Below are 20,958 nucleotides of genomic sequence, written 5' to 3' on the forward strand. Positions count from 1 at the left end.
ATGCGGCGGGGGTGCCGCAACCCCGGGCGATCGATCGCCCGACAGGCCGCGGCACCCCCGAACGAGGCCGGTATTGGTCTATTCGTCGGCGCGACGGGCGCGGGTGCCCAGGCCGATTTCCTTGGCGAGCTTGCTGCGCTGCAGGGCGTAGTTCGGCGCCACCATCGGATAGTCCGGCGGCAGGCCCCAGCGCTCCCGGTAGTCTTCCGGCGTCATGTTGTAGGAGGTCTTCAGATGCCGCTTCAGCATCTTCAGCTTCTTGCCGTCCTCCAGGCAGACGATGTAGTCGGGATGGATCGACTTCTTCACGGAAACGGCAGGCTGCGGCTTTTCCTGAACCGGCTCCGGGACGGTGCCCATCGACGTCAGCGAGCGGTAGACCTGGCTGATCAGGACCGGCAGCTCGTCCACGGACACCTGATTGTTGGAAACGTGAGCCGCCACGATCTCTGTCGTAAGACCCAGCAAATCCACGCCCTCGGCTTCTTCAGTCATGCTTTCTTGCCCCAAGGTAATTCGCGCGGGGCAAGATAGGTTGGCCGTTGACGCAAAGCAATAACTCTTAAGTGTTTTTCCAATTTGCCGCGCCATCTGCAAAGGCGCCGCGGATAGAAAATTTGTCACGCAGCGGCAATGAGGCGCGCAATTGGTATAGTCCAGCGACGGAAAGCTGGCTTTTTGCAGATGCGAAAGATGTTGCGGCCGATTCGGCCGACGCAGACCTTTGGCAAATCGCTTCCGGCCATCGAGCCCCAGCAGCGGTCGAATGCTGTGCCGGCGCGTCCTTCGACCGGCGCCACCAGGGCCGTCCGGCTGCTTAGATTGCTGCCTAGATTATTGGGCGCCGCAACAGATGGGCGGCCACCCGCTTGTTTCCTGGTCTCTTGTAGTAGTCGCGCCGCGTGCCTTCGACGAGGAATCCGAGTCGGGCATAGAGGCGCTGCCCGGGAATATTGTCGGCCGCGACTTCCAGAAAGGCGTTCGTCGCCCCGCGGCGGCGGCCGACCTCGAAGAAATCCGCCATCAGCCGCATGGCCACCCGCCGCCGCCGAGCCGCCGGGCGCACGCCGACGGTCAACAGCTCGGCATCCTCGGCGACGAACAGCAGCAGAGCGAATCCCAGCGGCTCCGGCGGGTTCACCGCCCGGTCGATTGCCATGCGCCCGATCGCGCCGGGCATGGCGAGCAGATCTGCGATCGCCCGCTCGTCCCAGGCGTCGAAACCGAACGCTTCCTGATGGATCAGTGCCGCGACGCGCAGTTCCGCGGCGCCGATCGTGACGATCGCGATCTCGGGCGGGCGGGCGGGCTTGCTCACGGCTTCGGCTTCAGTTGGGTCACGTCGGGCGCCCGCAGGTAGAGCGGGTGGGCCTGCAGCCGATCGATGCTTCGGCTTCCGAGGTCGGCGACGAGGCGGGCCATGTCGGCCGCGCGGATGCGCCGGGGGGCGGCATCGAGCTCGATGCCGGGCGCGAAGGCCTGGCCGGCAAGATTGGGGACGCCGTCGCCGGCGATATGCCAGGCGCCGGCGCCGAGCCAATCGGCCAGCGAATCGGGGTCGAGCTGGGCCGGCTCGCCGGTCGGTCGGAGTGTCCCGTCGAACCGCTGGGCGAACACCGGTCCGCGCCGGCTGTCGATCACGATCGCGACCGGACGGTCTGCGGGCTCCAGCCCGGCCGCGATGGCCTCGAAGGAGGTGAGGGCCGCGAGCGGCTTGCCTGCGGCGAGCGCCAGCCCGCGGGCGGCCGACAGGCCAAGGCGCACGCCGGTGAAGGAGCCGGGGCCGACCGTGGTCGCGATGGCGTCGAGCTCGATCCAATCCACGCGCGCCTCGGCCATGATCGTGCGGATCATCGGCAGCAGCGCCTCGGCCTGGCCGCGTTCCATGGCGGCGAAGCGTTCGGCCACGACGCTGCCGTCGATCAGCATGGCCGCCGAGCAGCTGGCGCCGGAGCAATCGAACGCGAGCACGCGGGTCAGGCGCTCGCTCACCGGGCGGGCCCCGTGCTAACTGAAGGTTCCAAACCCTGCCGAACGGTCATCGGAACATGCTGGTCGAAATCACCGAAGCCACCCACGACGTCCTCCTCGACATCGCCTACGCCACCACGAACAATTTCACAGGCGCGCCGGTCTATACGCGTTCCGCATGCTATTTGCACCCGGATGCGCGGGTATGCCTGGAGCGCGCGATCGACCTCGCCGGCCGGCAAGGATTGCGCCTCAAGATCTTCGATGCGTTCCGGCCGTCGGAAGCGCAATGGAAATTGTGGAATTTCCGGCCCGATCCGCAGTTCATCGCCGATCCGCGCCGCGGCTCGCCCCATTCGCGTGGCGCCGCCGTCGATCTCAACTTGGTCGACCGGCAGGGGAGCGAACTCGACATGGGCACCAGCTTCGACGCGTTCACGCCGCTGTCGCATCACGGCAATACCGAAATCCCGGCCGAGGCTCAGCGCAACCGGCTGTTGCTGATGGGCCTGATGACGACGGCCGGCTGGGATTTCTATCGGAACGAATGGTGGCATTATCAGCTGTTCGATGCGCGTGCGCGCTATCCGGTGCTGAGCGACACCGTACTGCCGCAGGGGATGATGAGGGGGGCTTGACGATGGCGCGTCCCTTGCTGTTCGGCGCGGCCTATAGCGTCTATGTACGCATCGCGCGGCTGACGCTCGAAGAGAAAGGCGTTGCCCACGATCTGGTGCCGGTCGATGTCTTCGCTGCGGACGGGCTGCCGGCCGACTATCTGCAGCGCCAGCCGTTCGGGCGCATTCCCGCGTTCGAACATGAGGGGTTCCGCCTGTTCGAGACCGGCGCGATCACCCGCTACGTCGACGAGGCCTTTCCCGGGCCGAGGCTGCAGCCGGAAGGCGCGCGCGATCGCGCACGGGTCAACCAGATCATCAGCATCCTGGACAATTACGCCTACCGCACCCTGGTCTGGGACATCTATGTCGAGCGCGTGTCCGGGCCGGCGAAGGGGCGGCCCGCCGATGAAGCGCGGATCGCGGCAGCCTTGCCGCAGGCGCGCCGCTGCCTCGATGCCTTGGTCGATCTGATGGGCGACGGGCCCTGGCTGGCCGGGTCGGACCTCAGCCTGGCCGATCTTCACGCCGCGCCGATGATCGCCTATTGCGTCAGGGCGCCGGAAGGCCGCGCGCTGATCGAGCGCGCTCCGCGCCTCCAGGTCTGGTGGGGGCGCATGGCCGCTCGTCCCGGCATGCTCGCCACCGAGTTCGTACCCTGACGGATCGCCGGCCTATTTCAATTCGGCGCAGACCGCGACAAGCTGGTCGATCTCGGCCTCGCTGTTGTAGTAATGCGGCGAGGCGCGGACGAGCGTTGGCAGAGACCTGGCTTGGGCGTCGAGTAGCGTGCTCGACGGCTGCGATGCGCCGATCGTGACGCCGGCTCGCGCCGCCGCCGCGACCACGGCCGAGGCCTCGTGGCCCTCGATCGTGAAGCTGACGATCGCCGACGGATTGCGGCCGAGGTCGCGGAGCGTCACGCCGCGAATGTCGGCGAGCCCGCCGCGTAGCCTGTCAGCGAGCAACCGGCAGCGCGCCTCGATGGCCTCGAGGCCCAAGGCGAGCGCATACTCGACGGCGACGCCCAGGCCGGCGCGCGCGGCGTAGTTGTTCTCCCAATTCTCGAAGCGCCGCGCGTCCGGCCGCAGTTCGTAGCGGTCGGGCGCGACCCAGGGTGCCGCGAAATGATCGATCATCGGCGGCTCGAGCGTTTCGAGCAGACCGCGACGCACATAGAGAAAGCCGGTGCCGCGCGGCCCGCGCAGGAACTTGCGCCCGGTCGCGGCCAGCATGTCGCAGCCGACCGCCTCGACATCGACCGGCATCTGTCCGACCGCCTGGCAGGCGTCGAGCAGGTAGGGGATGCCGTGGGCGCGTGCGACCCTGCCGACCGCCGCGGCCGGATTGGTCAGGCCACCGTTGGTCGGAACCCAGGTGATCGCGATCAGCTTCGCCCGATCGTCGATCATCCGTTCCAGCGCCGCCACGTCGAGCGCGCCGTCCGCGTCGCTCGGCACCACGTCGATTACGGCGCCGGTGCGCTTTGCCACCTGCAGATACGCCACGTAGTTGGCCGCGTATTCCGCCTCCGCCGTCAGGATCCGGTCGCCCGGCGCGAAGGGCAGGGCGTAGAACGCCATCTGCCAGGCGACCGTGGCGTTTTCGGTCAGCGCGATTTCCACCGGGTCGGCGTTGAGCAGCCGGGCGACCGAGCCATAGACCGCCTCCAGCGCGTCATGTTCCTGCGCGGCGGCGGCATAGCCGCCAATTTCCGCCTCGAGATCGATGTGCCGCTTCAAGGCATCGACCACCGGGATCGGCATCAGCGCCGCGCCGGCATTGTGCAGATAGGCCCGGCGGGCCGTCGCGGGCGTGTCGGCGCGAATGCGCGCGAGATCGATCATCGCAAATCAGCCCACGCCGGTCGCCCGGTGCGCGGCCCCCTGGTTCAGGCGAAGGAACAGACGTCGTCGAAATCGAAGCGCGGGCTGCGTCCGAACAGCTTGGCCGGATCGCCATAGCCGAGGTTGCACAGGAAATTCGTCTGGAACCGGCCGTCCGGGAAGAACTCGGCATCGACCTTCTTGAGGTCGAAGCCAGACATCGGTCCGCAATCCAGCCCAAGCGCGCGGGCGGCGATCATCAGGTAGGCGCCCTGCAGCGTCGAGTTGCGGACCATGGTGGCCTGGATCATGGCGTCGTTGCCGGTGAACCAGGACTTGGCGTCCGCATGGGGGAACAGCTTGGGCAGATGCTCGTAGAACTGCGTGTCCTGGGCGATGATCGCGGTGACCGGCGCCGCCATGGTCTTGTCCAGATTGCCGGCCGACAGGGCGGGCTTCAGGCGCTCCTTGCCTGCGGCGGTGGTCACGAACACGACGCGCATCGGGCTGCAGTTGGCGCTGGTCGGGCCCATCTTGGCCAGGTCGAACACCTGGCGCACCAGGCTCTCCGGCACCGGCTTGTCCTGCCAGCCATTGTGGGTGCGGGCGGTGCGGAACAGGGTGTCGAGGCTGCGCTCGTCGATCGCGGTGGACATGGAGGGCTCCTGGAACGGCGGTAAAATGGCCCTCTGCCCGTATCACGGGGGGCGGCCGGACGGAAAGCACTAAACCGTTATGCGGCCGGCCAGTTTTCCGCCTTGACGGCCGCCAGGCGCGGCTCGGCGTCGACCGCGTCGGCGATCTGGGCCAGGCGCGGGCAATAGCTGCGGAACCAGTCGCGGCGCGGCCGCCAATTGACCATGGCCCAGACGTAGAGGTCGAGGGCCGAGCGCTCGCTGCCCAACATCCAGGGGCCGGCGATGCTGGTCTCGATCTGACGCCAGGCGCGCTGCCGCTCGGCATCGGTCACGGCGCGCAGCTCGTCGCGCCCTTCCTGCTCGTTGACGTAGCGGCTGGGATCGTCGCCATAGGTGAAGGTCGGATAGATCGAGGCGACCAGGAAGATCAGCCAGCGCAGGAAGGCGGGGCGGGTCGCGCTCCCCGGCTTTGGGGCCAGTCCGGCATCGGGTGCCAGGTCGATGATGTGCAGCACCATGGCGGCGCTCTCGGTCATCACGCTGCCGTCGGGCAGGATCAACACCGGGACCTGGCCCAACGGATTGAGCTGGAACAGCCGGTCCCGCTCGGGACCCGGCTGCCACAGGTCCAGCATCTCGGTCTCGTACGGCAGTCCCGACAGGGCCAGCGCCGCCTCGACGATGGCGGAGCCGGTGCCTGGGTTGCCGATCAGCCGGAACATGCCCATCGGCGCCGTCAGATCGCGCGGACTTCCTGCACTTCCGGAATATAGTGGCGCAGCATGTTCTCGATGCCGGACTTCAAGGTCGCGGTCGAGCTGGGGCAGCCCGAGCAGGAGCCGTGCATCTCGAGATAGACCACGCCCTCGTCGAAGCGATGGAACACGATGTCGCCCCCGTCCTGGGCGACGGCCGGTCGGACGCGCGTGTCGATCAGTTCCTTGATCTGTACGACCAGGTCGCTGTCGCCCTCGGCCGCGGTCGAGGCGGGCGTGTTGCTGCCGGCGGTCGTGTCCGGCGTCATGATCGGCTGACCGGTGGTGAACGCCTCCATGATCGCGCCCAGGATCGAGGGCTTGAGCGCGTACCAGTCATGGTCGTTCGACTTGGTAACCGTGACGAAGTCGTAGCCCAGGAACACGCCGTCGACACCGTCGAGGCCGAACAGCTTGGTCGCGAGCGGCGACCGCTCGGCCGCAGCGGCATCGGAGAAATTCGCCGTCCCGCTCTCCAGCACGGTGCGACCGGGCAAGAACTTGAGCGTTGCGGGATTCGGGGTCTGCTCGGTCTGGATGAACATGGTGTTCCGGTCGGTCAGAAGGTGAAAAGGTCAGGCCTGCACGTTGGGACGATCGCGGCGCAAGTCAACCCTTTTGGCGGTAAGGGCGCTTGCCGGACAGAAATGTCGGCCCGCTTGTTTTCTTGTCCACATGGTTCTATTTTCAGGACCAGATGGATCTGGAGGCGAGCGATGTGGCAGAATCAGGAGACCGCGGCCATGCTCGGCTTCGGGACGGCGCATCCGCAAACGCCGATGTCGTTCCTGGACGAGGTGACCGAGGGGCTGTCCGTAGCGGCGCTCGATCGGGTGGCGCGGACCCTGGCGCCCGACGACAGCGGTTTCCGCTACCGGATCGTGTCGAAGACCACCCTGGCCCGTCGGTTGAAGCAGCGCGATACCCGGCTTTCGTCCGAGGAAAGCGCGCGGCTGGTCCGCTTGGCCGACGTCTGGGGAGCGGCGCTCGACGTCTGGAAGGAGGCGGGGGCGGCCCGGGCGTTTCTGTTCCGACCCCATGCCATGCTGCACGGCCGGTTGCCGATCGATGTCGTACTCCAGGCCGAGGTCGGCGCCCGCATCGTGCGCGATATTTTGGGTGGGCTGCAATATGGCTCCGCGGTTTGACGGCGCAACGCCTCGACCGCGTCCTGAGCTGCTACCGGATCGGCGACCCGGACGGTGCTTATCCGATCTTCGACGCCACCGGGTCGAAGCTGTTCCCCGGGCGCTGGAACACGCCGGCCAGCCCGATGATCTATACCAGCGAGCATTATTCGACCGCGATGCTGGAAAAACTGGTGCACGGCAGCGGCAGCCTGCCGCCGAACCAGCACTTCATTACGATCACCATCCCGAACGGCGTTTCGTACGAGCTTCTGAGCGAAGCCCATCTGCCGGATTGGGCCGACGAAATCGGCCGGGCGTCGAAAGCCCACGGCGAAGCCTGGCGGATCCAGCGGCGGTCGCTGCTGCTGATCGTGCCCAGCGTCGTCGCCCGCGTCGAGCGCAATATCCTGATCAATCCGGATCATCCGGAATTTCCGTCGATCGCCACTTCGCTGCACCAGCCGGTCTGGTGGGACGCACGGCTGTATTGATCGCTCAGGCGTGAATTGATTTCGCCCGGCTTCGGTCGCATCCTGTCTTCAAAGAAACGACGACGGGAGGACTCCATGACGGAAATGACGGCATTCCAGCAACGCCTGCGACGGGAAGGATTCATCGAAGGCGACGTCAAGGCGCTCGAGCCGGGCATGACCATGGCCGAACACGACCATCCGTTCGACGTCTGCGCCCTGGTGATCGATGGCGAGATCGCCTTGACGATCGAGGGCACCGAGACGGCCTACGGGCCGGGCGACGTCTTCACCATGGCTGCCGGCTGCGCGCATGCGGAGAAGATCGGTCACGCCGGCGTACGCTATCTGGTCGGGCGCCGGCACCCCTGTCCCGAGTCCTGATCGCCTAAGGGCCCATCTGGTCGGCCGGCGGCAGGTAGCCGGTCGGTGCGCCAGCGGGCAGATCGGTGCGGTCCTGGCCCAGCGGCCGCTGCAGCAGCACGAGGTCCAGCCAGCGGCCGAACTTGATGCCGACGCCGACCGCGTGGCCGACGGTGCGGAACCCCATGCGCGTGTGCAGGCGCAGCGAGCCCTCGTTGCCGCTGTCGCCGACGCCGGCCATCATCTGGCGATAGCCCAGCGCCGTACAGATCTCGATGATGCTGCCCAGCAGCGCCGATCCGATGCCGCGGTTGAGGAAGCGCTCGTCGATATAGATCGAGTCCTGCACGGTGAACCGATAGGCCGAGCGCGCCTGATAGGGGCTGACGTAGCAGTAGCCCACGATCCGCCCGTCGAGTTCGGCCAGGCGCCACGGCAGACCGCGGGCCCGGATGTTGTCGAAGCGCCGGACCATCTCCTCGACCGACGGCGGGATCTCCTCGAAACTGCCGTAGCCGGTCTGTACGTGATGCGCATAGATCGCGGCGATCGCCGGCATGTCGGCGACCTCGGCGTCGCGCAAGATGATCTCGGTCATGGCATCTCCTGGGAACTGGGTCGGGGAATGAGGGTGAGGGCAGCGGCCGCGATCAAGGTCAGGCTGGCGGCCATTTCGCCCGGGCTCGGCTGCTCGCCGTCGACGAGCATGCCGAGCGTCAGCGCCACGACCGGGCAAACATAGGCGTAGCTGGCGACCGCCGAGGCGGACCAGCGGCGCAGCAGCGCCAGATACAGGCTGAAGCCGACGACCGTGCTGAGCACGACCAGGACCGCCCAGTTCGCGAGCGCCATGGGTGCGGTGAAGTCCGCCCAGACCGCCGCGGTCCACGGTTCGACCGACGCCGACAGTGCAAGCAGCAGCGCACCGCCGACCAGGCTGTGCCAGGCGGCGAGGCTGATCGGCGACCGGTTCGTCGCGATCGCCTTCATCCGCAAGGTGCCGATGCCGTAGCAGACGGCGCCCAGCGCGATGGCACCCAGGCCGGCCGGCGCGCCGCCGCCGAGGTCCCGGCCCGAGGTCCAGGCCAGCAAACCCAGGCCGGCGACGCCGAGTGCCAGCGCTGCCATCTGGCCGAGGCTTGGCGGGCGTCCGGCGAACAGCAGGACGGCGAGCGGCACGGTCGCGAAATTGACCGTCGCCGCCAGGCCCGACGGGACCCGGCCGGCGCCCCAGGCCATCAGCCCATAGTTGGCGGCGATCATCAGCACGGCGCCGGGCCACAGCAGCCCCGGCGCCGGCACCCGCGTCCGGCCGCTCGCGAGCCAGAGCACCGCCCCGCCGGCCAGAAAGCGGCTGCCAACGAACAGCAGGGGTGGCAGATGGGCGACGCCATGCTTCAACGGCAACCAGGTCGATCCCCAGGCCAGGCACAGCAGCACAAAGCCGCCGATCGCCGAAATCGACACCCCTCGCCCGGTTCGTTTGACGGAAGCCTCAGTTCGGGTAATGCTCGGGGTTGTCGATATATCCATGTTTCCCAGGATTACGCGGAATGTTGCAGCGCGCAAATCATGATTTCTCCCGGTTCGAGCAATAGATTGGCTAAGGCTAGATGAGCCGGCACCTGCCGTCGCTGGGTGGCCTGCGCGCCTTCGAGGCTACGGCGCGATGCCAGAGCTTCGTCGCGGCGGCCGACGAACTGGGCGTGACCGCCGGCGCCGTCAGCCAGCAGGTCAAGGCACTCGAGGCGCGGCTCGGTCTAGCCCTGTTCGAGCGCCGGCCCCAGGCGCTGGTGCTGACCCCGGCCGGCCGCGACTACGCCCCGGCATTGAAGGCCGCGTTCGATGCGATCGAGACAGCGACCCGGCGGCTGGTGCCGCCGACCCATCGCATCCGCCTTGCCTGCGCCGTGCCGGCCAGCTTCGCGACCTGCTGGCTGCTGCCACGGCTCGCCCGGTTCGAGGCGGCCCATCCCGAGATCGAGCTGGCGATCCTGAATGCCAGCCGCCGGGCCGACCCGGGCCTGGACGGGGCCGACGCCGCGATCCGTCAGGGCCGCGCCGGCTGGCGCGAGCCGGCTTGCGTCTATCTGTTCAACGAGGCTCTGGTGCCGGTCGCGAGCCCGGCCCATGCCGCTGCGACCGATCCGCAGGCCGGGCCGGCCGACGGCGCGACCCTGCTCCAGGCCGAAACGACGCCGGCACTCTGGGCCGCCTGGTCCGCCGCCCATGACCGGCCGCTCGCACCGCGTCGGCGATTGACCCTGGCCGACGACGGGCTGGTCATCCAGGCGGCGCTCAACGGTATCGGCGTGGCGCTGGTCGACCGCCACCTGGTCGAGTCGGCACTGCGCGAGGGCAAGCTGGTGCTGCTCGACGACCGCCCGGCCTGGCGGCCCGGCACCGCCTGGTATCTGGTCCATGGCGAGCGTACCCCGCCGCTTACAGCCTTCGCCCAATGGCTGTTGCAGGAAAGTGCCGGGCCGATGCCGTAGCTAGCGGCGCCGGGTGAAGCCGGCGACGATCAGGCCGAACAGCAGCATCGCCGCCAGATTGAGCGCGAAGGTGAGGGGTGTGAAATGGGGCGGCGGCCAGGCACGCGACAGCGGTACGACGGCGTAGGTCATCACCAGAAAGATCACCGTGCCGGCGGCGAGGCCGCCCAGGACCCAGCGACGCCGCAGCACCGGCAGGCGCGACACCGTGCCCAGATACAGCAGCGCGATCACGATCGACATCAGGCATTGCAGGACGAGACCGAGCAGTGCCGACGGCAGTCCGCCGCTGAACGCCGGCTTGCCGAGCACGCCCGAGGCGATGGCGCGCAGGATGATGACGGGATCGAGCCGATTGATCAGCGCCGCCGCGCCGATGTCGATCACACCGGCGACCAGCCCGCCGGCAATCGCCGTCGTCAGAGGCCGGTATCGGGCCATGGCGCTAGGTCAGGACGTCGATCTGGGCGTCGGTGAGGCTGCCGGGAACGATGGTCAGCGGTACGCGCAGCCGGCCGATCAGCTTGGTCGACAGGGCCGCGATCAAGGGGCCGGGGCCGGTATCGCTGACCGCGGCGGCGAGCACCAGGATCGAGATGGTCGGATCCTCGTCGATCAGCGCCAGCAACTCGTCGTGGACCAGGCCCTCGCGGATATGGATCACCGGCATGGCGCCGGTCAGTCCCGCCACAATGTCCGCGTGACGGCCGACCAGTTCCTCGGCCTCTTCGCGCTTTTCTTCGCGCATCAGGCTTTCCAGCGCCATCCAATGCTGGCGGTCCGGCGGCTCCATGACATGGAGCAATGCCACCCGGCCGCCGGTCCGGCGGGCGCGAAGGGCGGCATAGCGCAGGGACACGCGCAACTCGGGGCTGTCGTCGACGACCACGAGGAAGACGCGTTCGTGCGCTTCGAGGGGAGCAGGGTCGACCATCGGCTCAGGCGTTCCGGAACAGGAAAGTGGCGCTCCATCCTGCCATCGCCGCCATGGCGACCGCAACGAGCCCGTAGAGCAGCGAGCGGTTCTGGGCGAAATCGTTGATGTCGGCCTCGAGGCCGGTCTGCGAAATGATCAGGGGCGTGGTCTGCGCCGCCACGATATCGCCTTTGCGCACCAGGAAAACCTGGACCAGGTAAGTGCCGGTCTGCACCGTCGCCGGAAAGTCCAGGCTGGCCCGGAACAGCCGGTCGCCCAGGAAATTGACTTGCCCCGGCTGCTTGTTATAGAGGCCGCTGCGCTGCTGTTCCTCGATCAGCGCCGCACGGAACGAGACGACATCGCCGGGCTTGGCCTTCTCGGCCGGGTTGAGCTTCAGATTGTCGAAGCCGATCTCGTGCAGTTGGCGCAGGTTCGCCGGCACGATGTCCTCGACCGGCTTGTTCGCCAGTACGGCGTAATAGCTGGGCACGTTCGCGAAGGCGACGCTGCGGGTGTTGAGCCAGATGCCGGCGACCCGGCTCTTGCGGCGCACGACGGTCTCGTGTTCCGGCCCGCGCACGACCACGACGATGTCGCCGCCGCCGTCGACCGCGCCGAACAGCACGACCGAGGCACCGGTGAAGCCCGTGGTGATCGCGACCAGATGGCTGGTCAGGTCCGCGACCAGCTGCTGCGCCCGCGCGGCGGTGGGCAATGCCGCCAGCAGCAGGGCGGCGAACAGGGCCGGCAGCACGCGGCGGGTCATTCCCGCACCACGACGGAGAACAGCGAGTCCGGCGGCACGGTCAGGTCGACCAGCAGCTTGGCGCCGACCGCCAGGATCAGCAGCGCCAGCAGCACGCGCAGATATTCGCCGCGCAGCTTGGCACCGTAGCGCGCGCCGTATTGCACGCCGATCACGCCGCCGACCAGCATGATCAGTGCCAGCACGCCGTCGACCGTCTGGTTGGTCAGCGCCTGCAGCACGGTGACGCTCGCCGCGATGAACACGGTCTGGAACAGCGAGGTGCCGGGCACGACGCTGGTCGGCATGCCCAGCACATAGATCATCGCCGGCACGATCAGAAAGCCGCCGCCGATGCCGAGGATCGCCGACAGCACGCCGATGCCGAAGCCCAGGCCCAGCGGCAGCAGCGCGCTGATGTACAGCTTGGAGCGGCGGAAGCGGACCTTGAACGGCAAGCCGTGGAACCAGGTGTGCTGGTGCAGCCGGCGCCGCCGGGCGTTGGGCTGGCGCGCCCGCACGATGGCGCCGACGCTCTCGATCATCATCAGCGTGCCGAGCGTGCCCAGCAGCAGCACGTAGCTGAGGCTGATCACCAGGTCGATCTGGCCCAGCCGGCGCAACAGGGTGAACAGGGCCACGCCCGCGGCGGATCCCACGAAGCCGCCGGTACTCAGCACCGCGCCCATCTTGAAATCGACGTTGCCGCGCCGCCAATGGGTCAGCACGCCCGACAGCGAGGCGCCAACCAGCTGGTTGGCCGAGGACGCGACGGCGACCGGCTGGGGCACGCCGATGAAGATCAGCAGCGGGGTCAGCAGAAAGCCGCCGCCGACGCCGAACATGCCCGACAGGAACCCCACGCACAGCCCGAGCGCCAGCAGGACGAAGACGTCCTGGGTGACCGCGGCGATCGGGAGATAGACGTCCATGGCGTGGGGACGGACAATAGGGAATGGGGCGGCGCGTCCGAAAACGAACCGATCCAAGAGCTTACGCCGCGATTCTCCAGGGCAAAAGCACGGGCTTGCCGCGGCGGGGGAGATGCGGCCCGGTCACGGCAAAAAAGTCACAGGCCGTGCCGACGCCCGCCCGCTGCCGTCCTATCGCTTTCCCCGGCCATCCACCGGCCAGATCGCGACCAGGGTGTCGCCCTCCATGACATGGAACACGTCATGCAGGTTGACCGTCGGGTCGCAATGGGGCGTCACCAGTTCGATGCGGGCGCCGAGGCCGGGGCGCGGCCCGACCGGGAACAGCTTGCCATGCTCGTCGCCGAACAGCTGGTAACGGCTCGACGGATCGATGCCGGACGCGACTTCGGGCAGCGGGCCGTCGGTCGCAAAGCACTTGATGCCGCCGTCGGTCGTGACCCAGTCCGGCCCGTTGACGCTGACCACGGCGGTCTGCACCAGCAGCGCCACCTCGAAAGGCGGGCCGTTCCGTCCGTCGGCCAGCGCGTCCCGGTAATCCACGTCCATGAACACGTAGGACCCGGCCTGCAACTCGGTGAACACGTCGCCGTCGGGGTCCATGTCGTGGGTGCCGGTGCCGGCGCCGGTGACGATGTCGAACGGCGTGCCCTGGCCGTGGGCGGCCTCGACCAGATGGGCGAGGGTCGCGCGCAGCTCGGTCGCGGCGGCGGCGCGCCTGACGCGCTCGGGAATATGCTGCAGGTTGCCGGCATAGGCCTGCATGCCGCGCAGGCGGAGATGGGGTGCATCGCCGGCCAGCAGCGCCAGGCCCAGCAGTTCGACATGGCTTGCCGCACCGGTGCGGTTGTAGTTCGCGCCATAATCGACCAGCACATCGAGTGGATGGTCGAGCGCGGCCGCGGCGGCGTCGAGGGCGGCCAGGTTCTGCGGATTGTCGATGACCACCATCACGCCGCCGGGGCCGGCCTTGGTGGCGAGCGCGATCAGGCGCGCGATCTTGCTCTCGGTCACCGCCGGCGAGGTGATCAGCACGCCGGGGATGCCGCCCGCCACCATGAGCTCGGCCTCGCCCAAGGTCACGCAACAGACGCCGAGCGCGCCGGCCGCGACCTGCCGCCTGGCGACCTCGACGGATTTGTGGGTCTTGCTGTGCGGGCGCAGGCCGATCCGGCGGGTAGCGGCGAACTCGGCCATGCGGGCGATGTTGCGCTCCAGCGCCGACCGTTCGATCAGCAGCGCCGGCGTGTCCAGGCGCGCCCGGCCGCCGGGCACGCCGATCAGCACTTCGTTCGGATGGCTCATGACCGCAGCCCCAACGCCGCCAGATCCGGCACTGGTCTCGCCAGCTTCGGCCGGGTCGCGAACGCGCGCTCGATGGCGAGGGCCGCGGCCAGCACCTGCGCGTCGCCGCGCCGCTTGCCCACGATCTGGATGCCGAACGGCAGGCCTTTGTGATCGATGCCGCAGGGCAGCGCCACGACCGGATGCCCGGTCAGGGTCAGGCCGTAGGTGAGCGCGATCCACTGGAAATAATGCTCGAGCGGTTCGCCGTTGATCGCGGTCGGGTGCCACTCGGCATGGGGGAACGGGCTGACCGCCGCGGTCGGGCAGATCAGCAGGTCGATATCCTCGAACAGATACTGGAAGCGTCGATAGAGCTTGGTCTGCTCGGCATGGGCCTTGGCATGGTCGGCGAGCGTGAAGCTCTGTGCCTGGTCCAGGTTGGCGCGCACCGGCGGCTGCAGCAGGTCCCTGTGCCGCTCGGCAAGCGTGCGCTGGCCGGCCTCGAAACTCTCGGCGCGCAGCACGGCGAAGGTCCGATGCGCATCGCCCAATTCCGGATCCCGCTCGACCGAGCTTTGGAACAGGTCGGCGAACAGGCCGCAGCGCTCGGTAAAGACCGCGCGGATTTCGTCGTCGACCGGCGCGAAGCCCAGGTCTTCCGACACGGCGATCTTGAGTCGGGCCAGATCGATCTCGGGCAGCGGGAAAAAACTCTTGGGATCGACCGGCCAGGACAGGGGATCGACGGAATCCTCGCGGGCCAGCGCGGACAGCAGCAGCGCCGCGTCGGCGACGCTGCGGCCCATCGGCCCGTCGACCGACAGGGGCGAATAGCCCAGCAGCCGCTTGTCCGACGGAATTAGCCCGGGGGTCGGGCGAAAACCCACGATGCCGCAATAGGCGGCGGGCGTGCGCAGGCTGCCGCCCATGTCGGAGCCGGTGGCGAGCGGCATCATGCCGGCGGCGAGGGCCGCGGCCGAGCCGCCCGACGAACCGGCGGGGGTGCGATCGGGCGCGAACGGATTGCCCGTCGCGCCATAGACGCCGTTGCGGGTGTTGGCGCCGGCGCCGAATTCCGGCGTGTTGGTCTTGGCGAAGATGATGCCGCCGGCCGCGCGCACGGCCGCGGCCGTGCTCTCGTCACGATTCGGGATGTGGTCCTTGTAGATCAACGAGCCCCAGGTCGTACGCAACCCCTTGGTCTCGCTCAGGTCCTTGATGCCGATCGGCAGACCGTGCAGCGGGCCCAGCGCCTCGCCGCGCAGCACCTGCCGCTCGGCCTCGCGCGCCGCGGTCCGTGCGCCCTCGACATCGAGCGCCACGACCGCGTTGATGGCGGGGTTCACCGCCTCGATCCGCGCCAGGCAATCGTCCAGAAGCTCGACCGGCGAAATCTCCTTGGTGCCGATCAACCGCCGAAGGTCGACGGCGCTGCGGTCGCTGAGACTGGTCATGAAGGCGGGCTCCCCGTTCGAATGCGACTGCAAGGATCGGAGGGGATCCGCCGAAGCGCAAGAGGGGAATGCTCGGTCCAGACTCTCGTTCTTCGATGCTGGTGGAACCCTGCGGGACACCATCCGAGAGGATCCGGCACCTCATGTTTTTCCGTCATCCCCGCGAACGCGGGGATGCGGCGCTACGCACGGCACGGGGAAACAGAAGCACTCGTGTCGCCGCAGACGCGGCTCTCGCTGGGTTCCCATCCTGCGCGGGAATGACGGCAAAAATTAAACGGATAGCCGTGGGGCCAAGTCCGGACATGAGCGGCGATGAGCCTACGGCCGATCCTTTGCCGGCAGGGCGGCGACCTGTTCGGGGGTCAGTTTCGTAATGGCCTTGGCGATCAGCGGCTCGCGGAAGCCGTGGTCGTCGGCCACGCTCAGGTCGAGGTCGATCGGTGAGCAGATGGTATCGCCGCCGCGCACGATCGAGACCAGATGCCGGTCGGGCCATTGCAACTGATGCGAGCCGGCGCTGAGGTCGATGCGCCAGATCTGGTTCATGTCGACGTTCAGGTAGATGACGTCCGGGCTGGGCGAGCGCCAGCCGCCGCGCCATTGGCTGAGGCTGAAGCAGTGCCGCGCGGGCTTGGGCGCGGCCGGCTCGGATTGAGCGGCCGCGGCGGTCGCGACCAGGGTCAGCAGCGCCAGGGCCGCGAAACCGGACCGCACGATTTTCGCATGAGAGATCATGGCATCCTCTCCAAGGCGTCCCTACCGAACATGGGTGCCGGCGCGGCCCCGTCAAGCAGACTTGCCGATCGCTGATATTATGCCTTGCACCCCGGCAGCATCCCCTTGTCGGCGCCGGTTGCCCATCCCCATTCTCTCCCGGTCGTTCACTCCTGTGGAGCACCCGATGTCCGCCTATGTCGTCTCCGAACTCGAAGTCCGCGACCCTGCGGCGTTCGAGCGCTATCGCACGCTCGCGGCGGCCAGCATCGCGCAATATGGCGGACGCTACCTGGTCCGCGGCGGCGCCCTCGAGGCGGCCGAGGGCGGTCCGCCGCCCGCGTCGGTGGTCATCGTCGAATTTCCCGACATGCTGCTGCTGCGGCAATGGTACGCCTCGCCGGAATATGCCGCAGCCCTGGCGTTCCGCGACGCAGGCCTGTCCCGGCGGCTCATGTTCGTCGAGGGCGTGGTGCCGACCTGAAGCGCGCCCCATGGCCTCCTCGCCGGAAACCCCGTAAGCTCCGATCTTTGCGTCAGCAACGGAACCGGCAAGGTCGCATGGACGGGCAGCATCTCAGCAATCAGCCGCGGATCGACGCCGCGGAAATCCTCGATGGCATCACCGAATGGGTCGAGATCGAGACCCCGTCGACCGACGGTGCCGCGGTCGACGGGCTGTCCCGCCTGATCGAACGGCAGTTCGCCGAAGCGGGAGCCGAGGTCACCCGCGTACCTGGCCGGGACGGGTTCGGCGACCATCTGCTGTTCCGGGCGCCCTGGGGGAACCCAAGCGAGAAGGGCATCCTGGTCGTCTGCCACATGGACACGGTCTGGCAGCACGGCACGCTCGGGCGCCGGCCGGTGACGCGCGAGGGCGACAAGGTATTCGGCCCCGGCATCTACGACATGAAGGGCGGCGCCTATCTGGCCTATTACGCCTATCGTCATCTGGTGCGGCTGGGTCGGCGCACCAGGTTGCCGGTGCATTTCCTGTTCGTCTCGGACGAGGAGGTCGGCAGCGGCACCTCGCGGCAATTGATCGAGGCCCAGGCGGCCCACGCCAAATACGCTCTGGTCATGGAGCCGGGGCGCAATCACAAGGGCTTGATGAATTGCGTCGTCACCGCGCGCAAGGCGGTCGGCCGCTTCGTGGTCACGGCCCATGGCGTCTCGGCCCATGCCGGCGTCAATCATGATCTCGGCCGCAACGCCATGCGCGAGTTGGCGCGCCAGATCCTGGTGCTGGAGGACCTGACCGACTATGCGCGTGGCATCACGGTCAATGTCGGCGTGGTCAGCGCCGGCAATCCCGGCTTCGCCAACGTCGTGCCGGACAAGGCCTCTGCCGAGGTCGATTTCCGCTGCCCGGACGCCACCAGCGCCGAGGAGATCGCGGCCAAGGTGCATGCGCTGCAGCCGATCGGTCCGGACATCCGGCTCGAGATCGTGGGCGGCGTCAACCGGCCGGCCTATGAACGGGACGACGGGGTCGCGGCCCTCTACGACCAGGCGGCCGCGATCGCCCGCGACATGGGCTTCGAACTGCCGGAGGTATCGACCGGCGGCGGCAGCGACGGCAATTTCACCGCCGCCATGGGCGTGCCGACGCTGGATGGCCTGGGCGTTTGCGGTGCCGGTGCCCATGCCAGCAACGAGCACCTCCTGTATTCCTCGCTCGAACCCAGGACCCAGCTGCTGATGCGCTTGATGGAAAGCCTCGCCTGATGAAATTCACCGGCACCCAATCCTATGTCGCGACCGATGATCTCAAGGTCGCGGTCAATGCCGCCGTCACGCTCGGCCGACCGCTGCTGATCAAGGGCGAGCCCGGCACCGGCAAGACGATCCTGGCCGAGGAAGTGGCGGGCGCGCTCGGGCGCAAGCTCATCTCCTGGCATGTCAAATCGACCACCAAGGCGCAGCAGGGCCTCTACGAGTACGATGCCGTGTCACGGTTGCGCGACAGCCAGCTGGGCGATGCGAAGGTCCAGGACATCGGCAATTACATCGTCAAGGGCAAGCTGTGGGAGGCGTTCGAGGCCGACGTGGCCCCGGTGCTGCTGATCGACGAGATCGACAAGGCCGACATCGAATTCCCGAACGATCTGCTGCTCGAGATCGACCGGATGGAATTCTATGTCTACGAGACGCGCCAGACGATAAAGGCCAAGCATCGGCCGATCATCATCATCACGTCGAACAACGAGAAAGAGCTGCCGGACGCGTTCCTGCGCCGCTGTTTCTTCCACTATATCCGCTTCCCCGATCGCGAGACGATGGAGGCGATCGTCGCGGTCCATTACCCGGGCATCAAGCAGGACCTGGTGCGCGAGGCGCTCGGCGTGTTCTACGACGTGCGCGACGTGCAGGGCCTGAAGAAGAAGCCCTCGACCTCGGAGCTGCTCGACTGGCTGAAGCTGCTGATGGCCGAGGATATCGCGCCCGAGGTGCTGCGCGACAAGGACCCGACCAGGCTCATCCCGCCGCTCCATGGCGCGCTGCTCAAGAACGAACAGGACGTGCATCTGTTCGAGCGCCTGGCCTTCCTCAACCGGCGCCAGCAGAGGTAGGGGCGATGGTGCCTCATTCATCCCGTTATCCCCGCCTTTCGCGGGATGACGGGGAATAGATCGGCGGCATAGCCATGTTCATCGATTTCTTCTTGCGCCTGCGCGCGGCCGGGGTGCCGGTGTCGCTTCGCGAGTTCCTGACGTTGCAGGCGGCGATGCAGGCGGGCCTCGCCGAGTATGAGATCGAGAATTTCTACTATCTTGCCCGCGCCGCGCTGGTGAAGGACGAGCGGTTCATCGACCGGTTCGACCAGGTGTTCGGCCAATGCTTCAAGGGTCTGGTAGCCGAGGGCGCCGGCGAGGATCCGGCTGTACCCGTCGAGCTGCCCGACGAATGGCTGAAGAAGCTGGCCGAGAAGTACCTGACCGAAGAGGAAAAGGCCGAGATCCAGGCGCTGGGCGGCTGGGACAAGCTGATGGAGACGCTCCGCCAGCGGCTGGAAGAGCAGAAGGGCCGGCATCAGGGCGGCTCGAAATGGATCGGCACGGCCGGCACCTCGCCGTTCGGCGCCTATGGCTATAATCCCGAAGGCGTGCGTATCGGCCAGGACGGCAGCCGTCATCGCCGGGCGGTCAAGGTCTGGGACAAGCGTGAGTTCAAGAACCTGGCCGGCGACGTCGAGCTCGGCACGCGGAACATCAAGGTCGCACTCCGCCGCCTGCGTCGGTTCGCGCGCGAAGGGGCGGCCAGCGAACTCGACATGCCGGGCACGATCGGCGCTACGGCGCGCAATGCCGGCTACCTCGACCTCAAGATGGTGCCGGAGCGACACAATGCCGTGAAGGTGCTGCTGTGCCTCGATATCGGCGGGTCGATGGACGACCATGTCCGCCTGTGCGAGGAGCTGTTCTCGGCGGTGAAATCCGAGTTCAAGCATCTGGAGCAGGTCTATTTCCACAATTGTCCCTACGACAGGATGTGGCGGGACGCCTCGTTCCGGCCCGTCCATGCCGTGCCGGTCATGGACCTGATCCACAAGTACGATCCCAGCTGGAAGCTGATCTTCGTCGGTGACGCCAGCATGAGCCCGTACGAGCTGAAGCAACCGGGCGGCGCCATCTCGGACTGGAATCAGGAGCCGGGCGAGATCTGGCTGAAACGCCTGACCGACGCCTATCCGAGGGCGGTCTGGCTCAACCCGGTGCCGGAAGCCTACTGGAAATCGACCATGAGCATCGGTCTGGTCCAGCAGGCGATGGAGGGACGGATGTTTCCGTTGACCATCGACGGACTGGACCGGGCGATGCATCGGCTGATGCGGTAACCGCTGTTGTAAGTATGATTGTACCTACAAAGAAGCTTGTAGTACTGTATCGTCTTGGATGTGAGGGATCATGCCGACGACGATCAGCAGCCGCGAGTTCAACCACGATGTCGGCAGCGCGAAGCGCGCTGCGGAGACCGGTCCGGTGATCGTCACCGATCGAGGAACGCCCGCCTTCGTTCTCCTTCGCTATGAAGACTATCGCCGCCTTGCCGATCAAGGGGCCGCCAACATATTGGACCTGCTGGATCATCCGGACAGCGCCGATATCGACTTCGAACCGCCACGCCTGGGGCAGGAAACGCTGGTACCGCCGGATCTCGACTGATGTACCTGCTCGATACGAACGTGATCTCCGAAATGCGCCGCCGGACGCGCATGGCGCCGGCCGTCGCGGCTTGGGCAATCCAGGTGAGGCCGGTGGATCTTTATCTGTCCGTGGCGACGGTTATGGAACTTGAGACCGGGGCGATGCTGGTTGCTCGCCGGGACCCGGAGCGAGGGCGCGTGCTTGCCGCCTGGATCAGCCAGCACGTCCTGCGCGCCTTCGATGGCCGCATTTTGCCGATCGATCTGCCGGTCGCCCGGCGGTGCGCGGCACTCCATGTGCCCAATCCACGCCCGATGAACGACGCTATGATCGCCGCGACAGCTTTGAGCCACCGGCTCACGGTCGTCACGCGGAACATTCGCGACTTCGAGGGCACGGGCGTGCCGACGGTCAATCCCTGGGATTGGGTCACGCGCTCCTAGACGCGACGCCACGTGGGTGCGGGACCGCCCATTGCCGGCTCCCGGGCG

Annotated in this window: 28 protein-coding genes; 12 read left to right on the forward strand and 16 right to left on the reverse strand. The window is 67.5% G+C overall.

Annotated elements, in window-relative coordinates; translation table 11 throughout:
• Window positions 1-78: 78 nt before the first annotated feature.
• The 3 genes from VGV37_RS05475 to tsaB form a co-directional block, all read right to left on the reverse strand.
• The gene (locus tag VGV37_RS05475) at window positions 79-495 is read right to left on the reverse strand and encodes a MucR family transcriptional regulator (RefSeq protein ID WP_326878617.1); all 417 of its coding nucleotides are present in this window, start codon (window positions 493-495) and stop codon (window positions 79-81) included.
• A 334-nt stretch (window positions 496-829) separates the two neighbouring features.
• Complete coding sequence (locus VGV37_RS05480) at window positions 830-1,318, reverse strand: GNAT family N-acetyltransferase (RefSeq protein WP_326878618.1); 489 nt, start codon at window positions 1,316-1,318, stop codon at window positions 830-832.
• Window positions 1,315-1,992 carry a tRNA (adenosine(37)-N6)-threonylcarbamoyltransferase complex dimerization subunit type 1 TsaB gene (gene tsaB / locus VGV37_RS05485; protein ID WP_326878619.1) on the reverse strand — a complete coding sequence of 226 codons (678 nt, stop codon included), beginning with the start codon at window positions 1,990-1,992 and terminating at the stop codon, window positions 1,315-1,317. The genes VGV37_RS05480 and tsaB overlap by 4 nt, the downstream gene beginning before the upstream one ends.
• Before the next feature lie 56 nt (window positions 1,993-2,048).
• Here tsaB and ddpX point away from each other — a divergent pair, with 56 nt between their 5' ends.
• Together ddpX and VGV37_RS05495 are read left to right on the forward strand one after the other, a co-directional pair.
• The gene (gene ddpX / locus VGV37_RS05490; protein ID WP_326878620.1) at window positions 2,049-2,609 is read left to right on the forward strand and encodes a D-alanyl-D-alanine dipeptidase; all 561 of its coding nucleotides are present in this window, start codon (window positions 2,049-2,051) and stop codon (window positions 2,607-2,609) included.
• Between the two features lie 2 nt (window positions 2,610-2,611).
• On the forward strand, window positions 2,612-3,250 hold the full coding sequence (locus VGV37_RS05495) for a glutathione S-transferase family protein (RefSeq protein WP_326878621.1): 639 nt from the start codon (window positions 2,612-2,614) through the stop codon (window positions 3,248-3,250).
• Between the two features lie 12 nt (window positions 3,251-3,262).
• Here the strand turns inward: VGV37_RS05495 and VGV37_RS05500 are convergent, their stop codons facing one another.
• The 4 genes from VGV37_RS05500 to VGV37_RS05515 form a co-directional block, all read right to left on the reverse strand.
• Window positions 3,263-4,435: an aminotransferase class V-fold PLP-dependent enzyme gene (locus tag VGV37_RS05500; RefSeq protein WP_326878622.1), complete on the reverse strand. Its 1,173-nt coding sequence runs from the start codon at window positions 4,433-4,435 to the stop codon at window positions 3,263-3,265.
• A gap of 44 nt (window positions 4,436-4,479) precedes the next feature.
• Complete coding sequence (locus VGV37_RS05505) at window positions 4,480-5,070, reverse strand: malonic semialdehyde reductase (protein ID WP_326878623.1); 591 nt, start codon at window positions 5,068-5,070, stop codon at window positions 4,480-4,482.
• 77 nt (window positions 5,071-5,147) lie between these two features.
• The gene (locus VGV37_RS05510) at window positions 5,148-5,774 is read right to left on the reverse strand and encodes a glutathione S-transferase family protein (RefSeq protein ID WP_326878624.1); all 627 of its coding nucleotides are present in this window, start codon (window positions 5,772-5,774) and stop codon (window positions 5,148-5,150) included.
• A gap of 14 nt (window positions 5,775-5,788) precedes the next feature.
• Complete coding sequence (locus tag VGV37_RS05515) at window positions 5,789-6,352, reverse strand: NifU family protein (RefSeq protein ID WP_326878625.1); 564 nt, start codon at window positions 6,350-6,352, stop codon at window positions 5,789-5,791.
• Window positions 6,353-6,523: 171 nt separating this feature from the next.
• Between VGV37_RS05515 and VGV37_RS05520 the strand changes: the two genes are divergently transcribed.
• From VGV37_RS05520 to VGV37_RS05530, 3 genes are all read left to right on the forward strand, one after another.
• Window positions 6,524-6,955 carry an antitoxin Xre/MbcA/ParS toxin-binding domain-containing protein gene (locus VGV37_RS05520; RefSeq protein WP_326878626.1) on the forward strand — a complete coding sequence of 144 codons (432 nt, stop codon included), beginning with the start codon at window positions 6,524-6,526 and terminating at the stop codon, window positions 6,953-6,955.
• On the forward strand, window positions 6,952-7,428 hold the full coding sequence (locus VGV37_RS05525) for an RES family NAD+ phosphorylase (protein WP_326878627.1): 477 nt from the start codon (window positions 6,952-6,954) through the stop codon (window positions 7,426-7,428). The genes VGV37_RS05520 and VGV37_RS05525 overlap by 4 nt, the downstream gene beginning before the upstream one ends.
• Before the next feature lie 75 nt (window positions 7,429-7,503).
• Window positions 7,504-7,791, forward strand: coding sequence for a cupin domain-containing protein (locus VGV37_RS05530; protein ID WP_326878628.1), 288 nt, complete (start codon window positions 7,504-7,506; stop codon window positions 7,789-7,791).
• A 4-nt stretch (window positions 7,792-7,795) separates the two neighbouring features.
• On the opposite strand, the gene VGV37_RS05535 is transcribed toward VGV37_RS05530, so the two are convergent.
• Both VGV37_RS05535 and VGV37_RS05540 read right to left on the reverse strand, forming a co-directional pair.
• Entirely contained in the window at window positions 7,796-8,368 is a 573-nt protein-coding gene (locus VGV37_RS05535) for a GNAT family N-acetyltransferase (RefSeq protein WP_326878629.1), read from the reverse strand.
• A complete protein-coding gene (locus tag VGV37_RS05540; RefSeq protein ID WP_326878630.1) occupies window positions 8,365-9,237 on the reverse strand; it encodes a DMT family transporter in 873 nt (290 codons plus the stop codon). Before VGV37_RS05540 ends, VGV37_RS05535 begins: the two co-directional genes overlap by 4 nt.
• A 146-nt stretch (window positions 9,238-9,383) precedes the next feature.
• Between VGV37_RS05540 and VGV37_RS05545 the strand changes: the two genes are divergently transcribed.
• The gene (locus VGV37_RS05545) at window positions 9,384-10,265 is read left to right on the forward strand and encodes a LysR substrate-binding domain-containing protein (RefSeq protein WP_326878631.1); all 882 of its coding nucleotides are present in this window, start codon (window positions 9,384-9,386) and stop codon (window positions 10,263-10,265) included.
• Here the strand turns inward: VGV37_RS05545 and VGV37_RS05550 are convergent, their stop codons facing one another.
• The 7 genes from VGV37_RS05550 to VGV37_RS05580 form a co-directional block, all read right to left on the reverse strand.
• Window positions 10,266-10,706, reverse strand: coding sequence for a hypothetical protein (locus VGV37_RS05550; RefSeq protein ID WP_326878632.1), 441 nt, complete (start codon window positions 10,704-10,706; stop codon window positions 10,266-10,268).
• Between the two features lie 4 nt (window positions 10,707-10,710).
• Window positions 10,711-11,199 carry a universal stress protein gene (locus VGV37_RS05555; protein ID WP_326878633.1) on the reverse strand — a complete coding sequence of 163 codons (489 nt, stop codon included), beginning with the start codon at window positions 11,197-11,199 and terminating at the stop codon, window positions 10,711-10,713.
• A 4-nt stretch (window positions 11,200-11,203) separates the two neighbouring features.
• Window positions 11,204-11,950: a TIGR02186 family protein gene (locus tag VGV37_RS05560; protein WP_326878634.1), complete on the reverse strand. Its 747-nt coding sequence runs from the start codon at window positions 11,948-11,950 to the stop codon at window positions 11,204-11,206.
• Window positions 11,947-12,861, reverse strand: a complete 915-nt coding sequence (locus VGV37_RS05565; protein ID WP_326878635.1) for a sulfite exporter TauE/SafE family protein — start codon at window positions 12,859-12,861, stop codon at window positions 11,947-11,949. The genes VGV37_RS05560 and VGV37_RS05565 overlap by 4 nt, the downstream gene beginning before the upstream one ends.
• 171 nt (window positions 12,862-13,032) lie before the next feature.
• Entirely contained in the window at window positions 13,033-14,166 is a 1,134-nt protein-coding gene (locus VGV37_RS05570; RefSeq protein ID WP_326878636.1) for a DSD1 family PLP-dependent enzyme, read from the reverse strand.
• A complete protein-coding gene (locus VGV37_RS05575) occupies window positions 14,163-15,602 on the reverse strand; it encodes an amidase (RefSeq protein ID WP_326878637.1) in 1,440 nt (479 codons plus the stop codon). Before VGV37_RS05575 ends, VGV37_RS05570 begins: the two co-directional genes overlap by 4 nt.
• 321 nt (window positions 15,603-15,923) lie before the next feature.
• On the reverse strand, window positions 15,924-16,340 hold the full coding sequence (locus VGV37_RS05580; protein WP_326878638.1) for a hypothetical protein: 417 nt from the start codon (window positions 16,338-16,340) through the stop codon (window positions 15,924-15,926).
• A gap of 166 nt (window positions 16,341-16,506) precedes the next feature.
• On the opposite strand from VGV37_RS05580, the gene VGV37_RS05585 reads away from it, so the two are divergent.
• From VGV37_RS05585 to VGV37_RS05610, 6 genes are all read left to right on the forward strand, one after another.
• Window positions 16,507-16,803 carry a DUF1330 domain-containing protein gene (locus tag VGV37_RS05585; protein ID WP_326878639.1) on the forward strand — a complete coding sequence of 99 codons (297 nt, stop codon included), beginning with the start codon at window positions 16,507-16,509 and terminating at the stop codon, window positions 16,801-16,803.
• A 77-nt stretch (window positions 16,804-16,880) separates the two neighbouring features.
• Window positions 16,881-18,047 carry a M20 family metallopeptidase gene (locus VGV37_RS05590; protein WP_326878640.1) on the forward strand — a complete coding sequence of 389 codons (1,167 nt, stop codon included), beginning with the start codon at window positions 16,881-16,883 and terminating at the stop codon, window positions 18,045-18,047.
• Complete coding sequence (locus VGV37_RS05595; protein ID WP_326878641.1) at window positions 18,047-18,892, forward strand: MoxR family ATPase; 846 nt, start codon at window positions 18,047-18,049, stop codon at window positions 18,890-18,892. Before VGV37_RS05590 ends, VGV37_RS05595 begins: the two co-directional genes overlap by 1 nt.
• Window positions 18,893-18,966: 74 nt before the next feature.
• Window positions 18,967-20,157 carry a vWA domain-containing protein gene (locus tag VGV37_RS05600; RefSeq protein WP_326878642.1) on the forward strand — a complete coding sequence of 397 codons (1,191 nt, stop codon included), beginning with the start codon at window positions 18,967-18,969 and terminating at the stop codon, window positions 20,155-20,157.
• Between the two features lie 70 nt (window positions 20,158-20,227).
• Window positions 20,228-20,485 carry a type II toxin-antitoxin system prevent-host-death family antitoxin gene (locus VGV37_RS05605; protein ID WP_326878643.1) on the forward strand — a complete coding sequence of 86 codons (258 nt, stop codon included), beginning with the start codon at window positions 20,228-20,230 and terminating at the stop codon, window positions 20,483-20,485.
• Window positions 20,485-20,910, forward strand: coding sequence for a type II toxin-antitoxin system VapC family toxin (locus VGV37_RS05610; RefSeq protein WP_326878644.1), 426 nt, complete (start codon window positions 20,485-20,487; stop codon window positions 20,908-20,910). The genes VGV37_RS05605 and VGV37_RS05610 overlap by 1 nt, the downstream gene beginning before the upstream one ends.
• Window positions 20,911-20,958: the final 48 nt, after the last annotated feature.

This window comes from Aliidongia sp. (genome assembly GCF_035943795.1).
Lineage (GTDB): Bacteria > Pseudomonadota > Alphaproteobacteria > ATCC43930 > CGMCC-115725 > Aliidongia.